Origin of the sequence: Halomonas sp. RT37, from assembly GCF_040070525.1 — a bacterium.
Lineage (GTDB): Bacteria > Pseudomonadota > Gammaproteobacteria > Pseudomonadales > Halomonadaceae > Halomonas > Halomonas litopenaei.
Map to the genome: position 1 here is coordinate 4,187,724 of NZ_CP098827.1, position 13,018 is coordinate 4,200,741.

At 65.5% G+C, this 13,018-nt stretch carries 11 protein-coding genes; 5 read left to right on the forward strand and 6 right to left on the reverse strand.

Annotation, left to right across the window (positions count from 1 at the left end):
- The first annotated feature begins 67 nt into the window (after positions 1-67).
- From NFG58_RS18150 to NFG58_RS18165, 4 genes are all read left to right on the forward strand, one after another.
- Complete coding sequence (locus tag NFG58_RS18150; protein ID WP_108132248.1) at positions 68-1,417, forward strand: Na+/H+ antiporter NhaC family protein; 1,350 nt, start codon at positions 68-70, stop codon at positions 1,415-1,417.
- Positions 1,418-1,425: 8 nt separating this feature from the next.
- Positions 1,426-2,598 carry an agmatine deiminase gene (gene aguA, locus NFG58_RS18155; RefSeq protein ID WP_108450150.1) on the forward strand — a complete coding sequence of 391 codons (1,173 nt, stop codon included), beginning with the start codon at positions 1,426-1,428 and terminating at the stop codon, positions 2,596-2,598.
- 142 nt (positions 2,599-2,740) lie between these two features.
- Entirely contained in the window at positions 2,741-2,989 is a 249-nt protein-coding gene (locus tag NFG58_RS18160; RefSeq protein ID WP_045991247.1) for a hypothetical protein, read from the forward strand.
- 397 nt (positions 2,990-3,386) lie between these two features.
- Complete coding sequence (locus NFG58_RS18165) at positions 3,387-3,629, forward strand: hypothetical protein (protein WP_045991248.1); 243 nt, start codon at positions 3,387-3,389, stop codon at positions 3,627-3,629.
- Between the two features lie 63 nt (positions 3,630-3,692).
- Here NFG58_RS18165 and NFG58_RS18170 read toward each other — a convergent pair whose 3' ends face one another.
- The 4 genes from NFG58_RS18170 to NFG58_RS18185 all read right to left on the reverse strand — a co-directional run bounded on the left by NFG58_RS18170 (position 3,693) and on the right by NFG58_RS18185 (position 8,431).
- Positions 3,693-4,370 (reverse strand): extensin family protein, encoded by a 678-nt coding sequence (locus tag NFG58_RS18170; RefSeq protein ID WP_348827123.1) that lies wholly within the window; start codon positions 4,368-4,370, stop codon positions 3,693-3,695.
- Between the two features lie 96 nt (positions 4,371-4,466).
- Positions 4,467-4,646, reverse strand: coding sequence for a hypothetical protein (locus NFG58_RS18175; RefSeq protein WP_045991250.1), 180 nt, complete (start codon positions 4,644-4,646; stop codon positions 4,467-4,469).
- Positions 4,647-4,793: 147 nt separating this feature from the next.
- Positions 4,794-6,443: a BCCT family transporter gene (locus NFG58_RS18180; protein ID WP_045991251.1), complete on the reverse strand. Its 1,650-nt coding sequence runs from the start codon at positions 6,441-6,443 to the stop codon at positions 4,794-4,796.
- A 320-nt stretch (positions 6,444-6,763) separates the two neighbouring features.
- On the reverse strand, positions 6,764-8,431 hold the full coding sequence (locus NFG58_RS18185) for a BCCT family transporter (protein ID WP_083970190.1): 1,668 nt from the start codon (positions 8,429-8,431) through the stop codon (positions 6,764-6,766).
- A 384-nt stretch (positions 8,432-8,815) separates the two neighbouring features.
- Here NFG58_RS18185 and NFG58_RS18190 point away from each other — a divergent pair, with 384 nt between their 5' ends.
- Entirely contained in the window at positions 8,816-9,811 is a 996-nt protein-coding gene (locus NFG58_RS18190; protein WP_348827125.1) for an LLM class flavin-dependent oxidoreductase, read from the forward strand.
- Between the two features lie 31 nt (positions 9,812-9,842).
- Here NFG58_RS18190 and NFG58_RS18195 read toward each other — a convergent pair whose 3' ends face one another.
- On the reverse strand, positions 9,843-11,414 hold the full coding sequence (locus NFG58_RS18195; RefSeq protein WP_348827127.1) for an amidase: 1,572 nt from the start codon (positions 11,412-11,414) through the stop codon (positions 9,843-9,845).
- Positions 11,415-11,491: 77 nt separating this feature from the next.
- Entirely contained in the window at positions 11,492-12,964 is a 1,473-nt protein-coding gene (xylB, locus tag NFG58_RS18200; protein WP_348827128.1) for a xylulokinase, read from the reverse strand.
- Positions 12,965-13,018: the final 54 nt, after the last annotated feature.

Genomic DNA, 13,018 nt, shown 5'->3' on the forward strand with positions numbered 1-13,018 from the left:
GGCTCGCCCCTGCGCGATAGCTTCCGTCCAATAACAACCGTCGCCACAGGCGATACAAGGAGCTTGCATGGAAACCTACGGCGTCTGGAGCCTGGTTCCCACCCTGGTGGTGCTGGTCACCGCCATCATCACTCGTCGCACCATCGAATCACTGCTTGCCGGCTGCCTGGTCGGGCTCTTGATGATCGCCCCCAGCGAGGTCGTCACCCGCGGGTCGGACATCCTGCTCACGGTCCTCGGCAATGACACCGTCACCTGGATCATCCTGGTCTGCGGCCTGTTCGGCAGCCTGATCGCTCTGCTGGTCAAGACCGGCGGCGTGCTGAGCTTCGGTGACGCCATGACCAAACGACTGCACAGTCGTCGCCAGAGCCTGCTGACCACCTGGGTGCTGGGGCTGGTGATCTTCGTCGACGACTACCTCAACGCCCTGACCATCAGCGCCTCGATGAAGAAGATCACCGATCGCTTCGGCGTCTCCCGCGAAAAGCTGGCCTATCTGGTGGATTCCACCGCCGCCCCGGTGTGCATCCTGGTGCCCTTCTCGACCTGGGCGGTGTTCTTCGCCGGCCTGCTCGAGGACAACAACGTCGCCGACAACGGCATGTCGCTGTACATCTCGGCGATCCCGTACATGGCCTACGCCTGGGTGGCGGCGGCCCTGGTGCCCTTGGTCGCGCTGGGCTGGCTGCCTGACATCGGCCCGATGAAGACCGCTGAGGCCCGTGCCAAGGCCGGCCAGCCGGTGCCCGATGGCGGCGAGGAGCACGCGCTGCAGATCGACACCAACTACGATGGCCAGAGCCCGCATCTGCTCAACTTCCTGCTGCCCATCGCCAGCCTGATCGTCGCCACCTGGTACTTCGATATCGACATCCTGCGCGGGGTCATCGTTGCCCTGGCCGTCACCCTGGTGCTGATCGCCGTCCAGCGTCTGCTGAGCTTCAACGACACCTTCGATACCGCCCTGGAAGGCTTCAAGGCGATGATCATGCCGCTGGGTACCCTGGTCGCCGGCTTCTCGCTCAAGGAGGTCAACGACGTCCTGGGCCTCACCGAGGTGGTGATCCAGGCGGTACAGCCGCTGATGACCGCCGGCCTGCTGCCCGCCGTGGTATTCGTCACCATGGCCTTCCTGGCCTTTGCCACCGGCTCCTTCTGGGGGCTGTTCGCGGTGGCCATGCCGATCGTGCTGCCGTTGGCGATCAGCATGGACGCCAATATGCCGCTGGTGGTCGGCGCCTTGATCTCGGCCAGCGCCTTCGGTAGCCACGCCTGCTTCTACGGGGACTCCACGGTGCTGTCGGCCCAGGGTAGCGGTTGCAGCCCCATGGCCCATGCCCTGACCCAGATCCCCTACGTGTTGATCGCCGCGGCCCTGGCCACCGGCGTATTCCTGCTGATCGGATTCTTGTGAGAGCCTCCATGAACCAGACACACCATTCGTCTTCACCGACCCCGGCCCCTATCGCGTCCCCTATCGCGTCGCGTTCCGCTGGCAGCGACGCGCACAGTCCCGCCCGACTTGGCTGGTCCATGCCGGCGGAATTCGCCCCTCACGACGCCTGCTGGATGCTGTGGCCCCAGCGCCCGGATACCTGGCGCCTGGGAGCCAAGCCCGCCCAACAGGCCTTCGTCGCGGTAGCCAGCGCCATCGCCGAGAGCGAGACCGTCTACGTGGGCGTCAACGACGATCAGTACGAAAACGCCCGTTATCAGCTTCCGGAATCGATTCGCGTGGTCGAACTATCCAGCAACGACGCCTGGATGCGGGACGTGGGCCCGACCTTTCTGACCCACCCCGAACATGGCCTGGCGGTGGTGGACTGGGAATTCAACGCCTGGGGCGGACTCAAGGGCGGACTCTACTTTCCCTGGGACAAGGACCGCCGGATCCGCCCCAAGATCGCCGAAATGCTGGGCATCCCCCGCTTCGATGCCGGTATCGTGCTGGAAGGCGGTGCCATTCACGTCGACGGCGAGGGCACCCTGATCACCACCGAGGAGTGCCTGCTCAACCCCAACCGCAACCCGGGTCTGGATCGCGCCGCCATGGAGGCGCGCCTGGGTGAGCAGCTGGGCATCAGCAAGGTCATCTGGCTTCCCCGGGGCTGCTACCTCGATGAAACCGACGGCCACGTCGACAATCTCTGCTGCTTTGTGGGCCCCGCCGAAGTTGCCTTGACCTGGTGCGACGACGCCGCGGACCCGGAGTACCAGATCTGTCGCGACGCCCTGGCGGTGCTGGAAGCCAGTACCGATGCCTGCGGTCGACCGTTTACCGTGCACCGCCTGCCCCAGCCCGGCCCGCTGTTTATCGGCGAAGACGAGGCCAGCGGCATCGACCGGCTCTCGAGCTCGCACCCACGCCAGCCCGGGGACCGCATGGCGGCCTCCTACGTCAACTTCTACATCGGCAATCGAGTGGTGGTCATGCCCCTGCTGGATGAACGCCGCGACAATGAGGCTCGCGACATTCTGGCGAGGCTTTTTCCCGAGCGTCGGGTGATCGGCGTGCCCGCCCGAGAGATCCTGCTCGGCGGCGGCAACGTCCACTGCATTACCCAACAACAGCCGAGGGATCCAAGACGTACCTGACAGGCGGGAGTCGTCGTCTGTAACGACACGGCACCAGAAAATGTCTGCTGAAAGCGACACCACATCGGAGAATCAAGGGGTTGTGCTCGGCTCTCTTGGCCAATAGGCTCGATATGGCACATAACAGCATAGGAGAAACATCATGAGGAAGGGTTCCATCAAGACACTCTCCAGCCTGCTGCTGGCCACTTTCATGACCTTGGGCCTCGCCGCCTGCGGCACCGGCACCGGTGAACGCGCCGCCAGTGGCGCTGGCGTGGGTGCCGCCGTAGGTGCCGGCGCCGCCGCCGCCACCGGTGGTGACGTCGCCGAAGGCGCCGTGATCGGCGGTGGCGTAGGCGCGGCCACCGGCGCCGCCACCGATGAGGACGACGTCGACCTGGACAACTAAGGTCCTGGGCCTGGGGCGAGGCGAGGCTGCCTCGTTCCAAACCTGCTCGACGCACAAGAACACCGCCTGCTTGCCGGCGGTGTTCTTGTATCTGGCCGGTCGGGTATCTCGCCCGGGTCTGGCCGGCCGGGTATCTCGCCTGGGTCTGGCCGGTCGAGTATCTCGCCTGGGTCTGTCCGGTCGGGTATCTCGCCTGGGTCTGGCCGGCCGGGTATCTGAGCTGTCGTGTGTCTGGCCTGGTTCGATCAAGCGGGGTTCGGCTAAACGGGGGTCTGCCAAGCGGGCGCGGCTCCCACAATTGGCGCCAATTGGCGACAATTGCTGCATATTTGCTTCACTTGCTCCTTTCTGTGCCGTTGTTACTGTTAGGGTCATCCCCCAGCATGAGGACGACGACATGAAACTTCTGAAGATGACCGGGCTGAGCGCTACTGCCCTGACCATGGCCCTGGCACTGTCGGCCTGCGGTACCGGTACCGGAGAACGGGCGCTGAGTGGCGCGGGGGTCGGTGCAGCGGTAGGTGCCGGCGCGGCGGCCATCACCGGCGGCGACGTGGGCAAGGGCGCGGTCATCGGCGGCGGCGTGGGTGCGGCGACCGGTGCTGCCACCGATTCCCGGGACATCGACCTCAGTCGCTAAGTCCAGGCCCGAAGAGTCCCAGCAGCTTTCGACCCCGCCCCGATCCGAGCCAGGATGCCGCCCTCAGCGGCAGACCCGACCGCCCACGCCGAGATGAAAGTGATCGGCGTGGGCGGCATTGTAGTCAGGCCCCAGCACGGTGCCGAAGACCTTGCAGGCGCGCTGCCCCACTTCCTTCAGGAAACGTCCTTCGGCTCTCTTGCCCCAGTGGCCCGACAAGCTGATGCGACGACCGTCCTCGAGTTCGAAGGCGGCCACATCCAGGGCCTCGGCGCTGGCATGCTGGCTGCGACGTCCCTCGGCCCGACCATAGATATTGCGACAGGCGAAGCTGCCGAAGTGTTCGATCTGGGCCACGTCCACGCCAAGATGGGCGCGCGCAGCGGCGTTGAGCTCATGACGCTCGAACACCGCCCAGGCCACCGCCAGCGGGCAGCGTGTCATCACGCTCGGCTGCATGCGCGACTGGCCACCGGCGTAGCGCACCAGATTGGAAAGCTCGCACTGGCCCCGGGTGACGTCATCCAGTGGGGTATATCGCTGGGGCGGGTCCGCCGCCAGCACCGCACGGCAGGCCTCGGGGTCATCCGCCAGCCGCGCCAGCTTCCAGCCGAGGAAAGGACCAGGCGGCGTCTCGATCGATATCGGTGTCCAGGGCAACCAGCGATCCGGAATTGCGATCATCCCCTTGTCCAGGGCAACGCCCAACACCAGCAGCATGATCAACAGCCACTGCCCCATATAGTTCCTTCCTGTGCCCGACCCTTTCTGTGCCCGACCCTTCCTGCGCCCGACCCTTGGCCACGGTTCATCCCACGACCGGGGCGTCGGGTACGATCAAGGGTCCACCAACAAGGATAGCGCCAGAGCGACGATACCGACCGTCACGGCGGTTACCACCGCCAGGATGACGATACGGTCCAGCCAGCGATCGAAGGTGACCCAGTTGAATGTCAGCCGCCTGCGACGAGACGGTGGCCCGCGGCGGGTCGCGCCGCGGGCAGGGGGTGAAGACATGGCCGAGATCCTTCCGACGATACCCTGAGCTTACGTCCTGGCACTCTTCCTGACTACCAATGCATCGTAGATACTGCATTTTGCGCCAAGTTTCGTTTGACGGTGCTCGCCCGGGGTCACAGATCGCCGGTGCCGGTCGACGTCACGTCAGTGGTTGATGCGCCGGTTGACCACGTTGGGGGCCCGCCGCAGACGCTCCTCCTCGGCCAGGTTGCCGGCCTCGAACGGATCCGCGCCCACCGGGGTCTCGCCATGCTGACGGTACAGCTGTGACAGCATGTTGCGGCGATCCGCCTGCAGCTCCTTGACCAGCACGAACATCATCCCGAACAGGATGAACGAGAACGGCAGGGCCGCCAGCACGGCGGCGGACTGCAGTCCCTTGAGCCCACCTGCAACGATCAGCGTCAGACAGATGGCGGCAATCAACAGCCCCCAGCAGATCCGCTTGTACAGCGGCGGAGCGATGGAGCCATGGTCGGTCATCTGGGCGACGATAAAGGAGGCGGAGTCTGCCGAGGTGACCAGAAAGATGAAGATCAGGATCATGGCGAGCACCGACAGCACCGTGGAAAACGGCATCAGGTCGAACATCTCGAACAGTGCCACGGTGATATTGTCCTGGGTGGCGGCGGCCAGGCCGGCATCACCGCCCAGCTCCATATGCAGGGCCGCCCCGCCGAACACCCCGATCCACAGACACGCCAGCAGCGGCGGCACCACCAGCACACCGAGTACGTACTCGCGAATGGTCCGTCCCCGCGAGACCCGAGCCACGAAGGTGCCGACAAAGGGCGACCAGGCGATCACCCACGCCCAGTAGAAGATGGTCCAGCTGGAAGCCCAGGGGTCATCGTTGTAGGGCGACATCTTGAGGCTCATGCCGATGAAGTTCTGCAGGTAGTCGCCGATGCCCAGGGTGATGGTCTCGAGGATCTTGACCGTGGGGCCGGTGAACAGCACGTACAGCATCATCGCGATGCACAGCGCCATATTGAGGTTGGACAATCGCTTGATGCCCTTGTCGAGCCCCGACCAGGTCGAGGCCATGTACGCCACGAACATCACCCCGAGGATGCCCGCCTGCCAAAGGCCGCTTTCCGGCAGTCCGAAGACCGCATTGAGGCCACCATTGACCTGCAGTACCCCGAGCCCCAGCGAGGTCGCCACCCCCATCACCGTGGCGACCACGGCGAAGATGTCGAGCCAGTCGGTGTAGGGGCGCAGCGCCGGGCGCTTGGCGGTCATCGACGACAGCACCGAGGAGACCAGCCCGGCCTGGTCCTTGCGAAACTGGAAGTAGGCGATGATCAGCCCGACCAGCGAGAATGCCGCCCACTGGTGCACCCCCCAGTTGAAGTAGCTCATCTGGATGGCGTAGCGCGCCGCTTCCACGCTTTCGGCGGGGACCGCGCCATAGGGAGGCTCGGCGAAGTGGGTCATGGGCTCGGCCATACCGTAGAACACCAGACCGACGCCGAAGCCGGCCGCCAGCAACATGCTGATCCAGGAAAAGGTGCCGTAGGTGGGGGTGCTATCCTGGGGCCCCAGGCGCACCTTGCCGTACTTGCTCATCGCCAGCGCTACCAGAAAGATGACGAAGGCGAACACCGCCATCAGGTAGAACCAGCCAAAGTAGTGGGTCACCTGGCTAAGCGCGGTGTTGGCGGCGTCACCGAAGGCGTCGGGGAAACTGGCGCCCACGGCGACCAGGGCGATGATGATAAGGGCAGATAGACGAAAGACGCGATCCTTGCCAGACAGCGGCAGGCGCTCCTGCAGCGCTCGACCGTTCATGGACACTCCTTGCCAGACGGCGGTCATGATGTGAGGGGCGTAGCACCCTAACAAAAGTCGGACTCTCCATCACGGTAGGCGAATATTCGATTCGGCACAAAAAATTGCCGGCACCCTGGGGTACCGGCAATAGTGCCGGAAATAGTACCGGCAATAGTGTCGGAAATAGTGCCTCCAATAGCGCCGTCAGTTAACGACATAGCAGAAGGCCCGCCATGGGGCGGGCCTTCTGGTTTCCTGCGGTCAGGTCTGGCTCCGCCTGTCCCTTACCAGCCGGGGCTATCACAGACGGGTGATCGAAGCCCGACCGCCACTAGTGGTTACTGCGGTTTCGGTGTGGCCATCGCCTCGCTGGAGCCACCCTCCTCACTGTCATCCATTTTCAGCGCTTCCTCGGGGGGCTCCATTCCTTCGGTCTTGGCCTGGTCACGCGCCTCGAAGGCGTCTGCACCGACCGGCATCTCGCGGTAGTGCTGATAGAGACCGTCGAGCATCAGCTTGCGATCCTTGCGCAGCTCTCTCACCAGCACGATCACCATCATGTAGAGGATGAAGGTGAACGGCAGCGCCGACAGCACCGATGCCGACTGCAGTCCCTTGAGGCCGCCAGCGGCGATCAGCGTCAGGCAGATGGCGGCGATCAGCACCCCCCACAGCACCCGCTTGTAGAGGGGAGGATTGATCGAGCCGTTGTCGGTCATCTGGGCAACGATATAGGACGCCGAGTCTGCCGAGGTCACCAGGAAGATGAAGATCAGCATCATCGCCATCACCGACAAGAGTCCCGAGAAGGGCATCAGATCGAACATCTCGAACAGCGCCACGGTGATGTTGTCCTGGGTCGCCTGGGCCAGACCGAGGCCCTCGTTGGCCAGTTCCATATGGATGGCGGTGCCACCGAACACGCCCAGCCACAGGCAGGCCAGCAGTGGCGGCACGAACAGCACGCCGAACACGTACTCCTTGATGGTGCGCCCCTTGGAGATGCGCGCCACGAAGGTGCCGACAAAGGGCGACCAGGCGATGACCCAGGCCCAGTAGAAGATGGTCCAGTTCTGGGCCCAGGGATTATCGTTGTAGGGCGACATGCGCAGGCTCATCACGAAGAAGTTCTGCAGGTAGTCGCCCAGTCCCAGTGTAATGGTCTCCAGCAGCTTGATGGTGGGGCCGGTGGCCAGCACGTAGACCATCATGGCGATACACATGATCATGTTGAGGTTGGACAGTCGCTTGATCCCCTTGTCCAGGCCCGACCAGGTGGACGCCATGTAGGCCAGGAACATGCAGAACAGGATGATGAACTGCCACAGGCCGTTCTCCGGGATGCCGAACACCGCGTGCAGGCCGCCGTTGGTCTGCAGCACGCCCAGCCCCAGCGAGGTCGCTACCCCCATCACCGTAGCCACCACGGCAAAGACGTCCAGGGCGCCGTTGAACTTGCGCAGCCCCGGTCGCTTGGCGGTCAGCGGACGCAGCACCACCGACACCAGGCCCGCCTGCTCCTTGCGAAACTGGTAGTAGGCGATGATCAAGCCCACCAGGGCGAAGGCCGCCCACTGATGAATCCCCCAGTTGAAGAAGCTGTACTGAATCGCGTAGCGGGCCGACTCCGCGCTTTCCGGCGTCATGTCGGCGTAGGGTGGTGCAATATAGTGGGTCATGGGCTCGGCCATGCCGTAGAACACCAGGCCAACCCCGAAGCCGGCCGCCAGCAGCATGCTGACCCAGGAAAAGAAGCCGTATTCTGGCTTGCCGTCCTGCGGCCCCAGGCGCACCTTGCCGTACTTGCTCACGGCAAGGCCGAGCAGAAATACCACGATGCCGGTGACCGACAGCAGATAGAACCAGCCAAAATAGTGGGACACGCCACCCAGGGCGCGACTGGCGACTTCGCCGAAACCTTCAGGGAACATGGCCCCCAGGGCCACCAGGATCAGGATGATGATCGCGGAGACGTAAAAGACCCGCTGTCCTTCATTGCGTTGCATATCGCCTTCCTTTTGTTCGACTGCTTGTTGGAAGGCCTGTGCAGCGCCGCTCCGGCGAAGACCACGCTCGGACGCTCCTTATCGAACGCTTCTGCCCGGGCATTCGCCGAGCAGCCTTTGCAGACCCGTACTTTGATAACAGTTAGGTTGTTATCTATCATCCCCGGGCAGCCTACCGATCCGGCTTGGCACTAAGCTGACACTGGACTGCCACTGGAGAGTCGAAGCACCGATGAGGCACCTCGGTGACATCATAGTGAAGTTCGCCACCAAGACAGCGGAATCCACCACCCGCCAGTCGGCGCAGCAAAACATCCGCCAAATTCGTCGCCTCAGGTACGAATTTTCCCGGCCAAAAGCCCGGCCCAAAAGAAGGAGAGCCCCATGGCCCGTCTCGACACTACGCCCCTTTCGGTCCTGGACCTGGCGCCGATCCGGGATGGAGGCACCGTCGCCGACAGCTTCCACGACAGCGTTGCCCTCGCCCGCCTGAGCGAATCGCTTGGCTTCACCCGCTACTGGCTGGCCGAACATCATGGGCTGGAGGGGATCGCCAGCGCGGCGACCTCGGTACTGATCGGACACCTGGCGGAGAAGACCTCACGCATCCGCGTGGGCAGCGGCGGCATCATGCTGCCGAACCATCCACCACTGGTGATCGCCGAACAGTTCGGCACCCTGGAGACGCTCTATCCGGGCCGCATTGATCTGGGGCTGGGCCGGGCGCCGGGCTCGGACGCGGCCACCATGGCGGCGATGCGCCGCGATCCCCACGCTGGCGTCGAGGACTTCCCCCAGCGTCTGGCCGAACTGGAAGGCTTTCTTGGCGAGGCCCGACCGGAGCAGCGGGTCCGGGCGGTGCCCGGCCAGGGCACCCGAGTACCGATCTGGCTGTTGGGCTCGAGTCTGTACAGCGCCCAGCTAGCCGCCCACAAGGGGCTGCCCTTTGCCTTCGCCGCCCAGTTCGCCCCGGCCCAGCTCGACGAAGCGCTGGCCATCTATCGCCGCGACTTCCGCCCCTCCGAGGTGCTCGCGGCGCCCTACGCCATGGTCGGTCTGCCGGTGCTGGCCGCCGCCACGGACGAGCGCGCCGACTACCTCGCCAGCACCGCAAGGCAGAAGTTTCTGGGCCTGATTCGCGGCCAGCGCGGACGCGCCCGGCCACCGGTGGCGACGCTGGACTGGAACCCCATGGAGCGCGCCCAGGTGGAAGGGTTTCTTGGCGCCGCGGTGATCGGCAGCCCGGCGACGGTGCGCGACGGTCTGGAGCGCCTGCTAGAACGCACCCAGGCCGATGAACTGATGATCAACACCGACACCTATGCCCTGGAGGATCGCCTCGAGAGCTACCGCCTGGTCGCTGAGGTATGGCAGGGCTGAGCCCCGCCCGGCAACGTGGCGCGACGCGGCCTCAACGCGGCGGGTGAGCCCCGGGCGTACGCCATTCGGGCTCGCGCTCGAGCCAGTCGGGAGCGGCCTGCTCGAAGGCATGAGCCCAGCGCAGCAGGTCGCGATCACGGCGATGGGGAGCGATGAGCTGGACGCCCATGGCCTGGCCGCGCGGATTGAAGCCTGCGGGCAGATTGATCACCGGGCACCCCGACAGGGAGCCGGCGATCACCACCTCCATCCAGCGATGGTAGGTGTCCATCGTTCGCCCGGCGATCTGCCCGGGCCAGGGTGTGTCGACGTCGAAGGCAAATACCTGGGCGCTGGGCAGGGCCAGCGCATCGAAGCGCTCGAACAGTCCGAGCAGACAGGCGTACCAGGCACTGCGCTCGACGTTGGCGCGGTGCACATCCAGCGCCGTTCGGCCCATGCCCTGCTCGACCTCCCAGCAGGCCTCGGGCTTGAGCTGGCAACGACGGCTATCGTCGGCCCAGACCTCTGACAGACTGCCCGCCACCGCCCACTGGCGCAGCACCAGCCAGCTTTGCCACAGCCGCTCGGGTGACATCTCCGGCACCACCGGCTCGACCCGGGCACCGAGGCGCTCGAACACCGACAGCGCCCCCTGGCAGACGTCCAGCACGCCCTCTTCCATCGCCAGGTAGCCCTGCCAGTCGCCGAGCCAGCCGATACGCAGGCCCGACGCCGCGTCAGCGTCATCGAACGGATCGGCGAGACGCTCGGGATCATCGGCGAGTGACAGGGGAGCGCGGGGGTGGGCCCCGGCCTGGGTCGCCAGCAGCCTGGCAAGGTCGCCGACGCTGCGCGCCATGGGCCCTTCAGTGGCCAGCTGATGGCCGAAGATATCAGGGCCTGGACCATGGGGAACGCGACCGAAGGAAGGCCTCATCCCGAACAGGTTGTGGTAGGCGGCGGGGTTTCGCAAAGACCCCATCATGTCGCTGCCATCGGCCACCGGCAGCATGCGCATGGCCAGGGCGGCAGCGGCCCCGCCGCTGGAGCCACCGGCGCACAGGGCGGGATCGAAGGCGTTGCGGGTCGCGCCGAAGACGCGGTTGTAGGTCTGGGAACCGAGGCCAAACTCCGGCGTGTTGGTCTTGCCGACAAAGATGGCACCGGCCTCGCGCATCCGCCTGACCATGATGCCGTCCTGCTGTGGCACCTGACCCTTGAACAAGGGCGAGCCCATCGAGGTCGGCAGGTCACGCGTGGCCGAAAGGTCCTTGATCGCCTGGGGAATGCCGTGGAGCCAGCCGCGAGAGCGCCCCGCCGCCAGTTCGCGGTCGCACTCCCCGGCCTCTTCCATCAGCACCTCGTGGTCACGGCGAGAGACGATGGCGTTGACCACCGGGTTGGCCGCGTCGATCTGTGCCAGGTAGGCGTCCATCACCTCGCGGCAACTAAGCTCTCGTGCATGGATCGCCCGGGACAGCGCAAGCGCTCCCAGCGCCAGGATCTCGCGCTGGGCAGGGCTGGTGGCGCCCTCGCCCACGGACGGAGCAGAGGATGAAGCGCCGGGCGGTGAGGTGGGCGAATCAGACGGTAAAGGTGACGATGGCGGTGGAATAGGCATGGCGTCCTCGCTGCACGGCATTGAGACGAGCGGGCTGGCCCGACATGTTCCAACGCTAGCGGGCGGAGCCTCAGCTGTCATCCATGCAAACGGTCGAGGGCGACCAGCCAGCCCAGGTAGACCTCACCATAGCGCTTGACTCGGCCTGCGTCGGGCTCGGCCCGGGAGCCTTCATCCAGCTGCACCAGCGTCTGACACAGCTCGTCCAGCTCGCCCTCCCTGGCACACCAGGCCGCCTGGATGGCGCCGCCAAGCGCGGCGGCGTCGGTCACCCGGGGGCACACCACCTCGGTGGCGGTGATGTCCGCCACCATCTGGCGCCAGGCGGCGCTGTGGGCGCCGCCGCCGATCAGCCGAATCTGGCGTGCCTGGTCAGCCAGCGGCCCCATCAGGTCAAGGCCGTAGCGCAGACAGAAGGTGGCGCCCTCCACCACCGCGCGACACAGATGGGCGGGGCTGGTATTGCGACTGGTCAGGCCGAGAAAGGAGGCGCTGGCCTCGGGCAGGCTCGGTACCCGTTCGCCGTTGAAGAACGGCAAGACCGTCACGCCATCGGCGCCGACAGGCGCCTGGACCAGGGCCTGGTTGAACCCCGCCAGGTCGAGACCGAACAGCTCACGCACGCGATTGGTGGCCGAGGTGGTGTTCATGGTGCAGACCAGCGGCAGCCAGCCCGCGTGGCTGGCGCAGAAGTTGGCGACCATGGCGGAATCGGCCAGCACCGGGTGATCGGAGTGGGCGCAGACGGTGCCCGAGGTGCCAAGGCTCATGGTTACCTTGCCCGGCACGATGTTGCCGGTGCCGATGGCGCCGAGCATATTGTCTCCGCCGCCGCTGGCGACCGCGACGCCCGGGGAAAGCCCCAGCTCCCGGGCCAGCACCGGCCGGACCTGCCCTGCCGTGTCGCGGGAATCGATCAGTCTTGGCAGCACCCGGGCCGGGTCCAGCTCAGGGGCGATCCACTGCCACACCTCAGGACTCCAGCGCCGTGAGCGACTATCGAAATAACCGGTACCCGAGGCGTCTCCCGCCTCGCTGACACGCTCGCCGGTCAACCACAGATTGAGGTAGTCGTGGGGTAACAGCACGCCATCCACGCGATCATAGATGTCGCGATGATGCTCGCGCAGCCAGGCCACCTTGGAGGCGGTGTAGCCGGTCTGAGGCACCAGGCCGAGCCGCGCCAGGCAGCCCTCTTCCCCGCCCAGAGCGCCGATCAGGGCCTGGTTGTGGGCATGGGTCTCGGTATCGCACCACAGCTTGGCCGGGTACAGCACCTGATCCCTGGCATCCAGCGCCACCATGCCATGCTGCTGGCCGGAGACACCGATGCCGCGGATATCACCGGCGCTGACACCGGCCGACGCGATCGCCGCGTGGAAGGCGCCGATAAAGGCCTCGATCCACTGTGCCGGGTCCTGCTCGCGCCGCCCCCTGGCGCCCTCGATCATGCGGTGGGGTCGACTGGCCTCGCCAATGGTGGCGCCACGCGCCAGATCCACCACCACCACCTTGGTGCTCTGGGTGCCACAATCCACACCGAGATACATGAAAAGATTCCTCGTTGGCGCATCGACACGGTGCGTCGAAGCCGACGCGCTCAG

What these genes read in the sequence shown, in the direction of transcription:
- NFG58_RS18190 (WP_348827125.1), top strand. Translation starts at nt 8,816, where the DNA reads ATGGCCCGTCTCGACACTACGCCCCTTTCGGTCCTGGACCTGGCGCCG.
- NFG58_RS18185 (WP_083970190.1), bottom strand. Translation starts at nt 8,431, where the DNA reads ATGCAACGCAATGAAGGACAGCGGGTCTTTTACGTCTCCGCGATCATC.
- aguA (WP_108450150.1), top strand. Translation starts at nt 1,426, where the DNA reads ATGAACCAGACACACCATTCGTCTTCACCGACCCCGGCCCCTATCGCG.
- NFG58_RS18180 (WP_045991251.1), bottom strand. Translation starts at nt 6,443, where the DNA reads ATGAACGGTCGAGCGCTGCAGGAGCGCCTGCCGCTGTCTGGCAAGGAT.
- NFG58_RS18175 (WP_045991250.1), bottom strand. Translation starts at nt 4,646, where the DNA reads ATGTCTTCACCCCCTGCCCGCGGCGCGACCCGCCGCGGGCCACCGTCT.
- NFG58_RS18195 (WP_348827127.1), bottom strand. Translation starts at nt 11,414, where the DNA reads ATGCCTATTCCACCGCCATCGTCACCTTTACCGTCTGATTCGCCCACC.
- xylB (WP_348827128.1), bottom strand. Translation starts at nt 12,964, where the DNA reads ATGTATCTCGGTGTGGATTGTGGCACCCAGAGCACCAAGGTGGTGGTG.
- NFG58_RS18160 (WP_045991247.1), top strand. Translation starts at nt 2,741, where the DNA reads ATGAGGAAGGGTTCCATCAAGACACTCTCCAGCCTGCTGCTGGCCACT.
- NFG58_RS18150 (WP_108132248.1), top strand. Translation starts at nt 68, where the DNA reads ATGGAAACCTACGGCGTCTGGAGCCTGGTTCCCACCCTGGTGGTGCTG.
- NFG58_RS18170 (WP_348827123.1), bottom strand. Translation starts at nt 4,370, where the DNA reads ATGGGGCAGTGGCTGTTGATCATGCTGCTGGTGTTGGGCGTTGCCCTG.
- NFG58_RS18165 (WP_045991248.1), top strand. Translation starts at nt 3,387, where the DNA reads ATGAAACTTCTGAAGATGACCGGGCTGAGCGCTACTGCCCTGACCATG.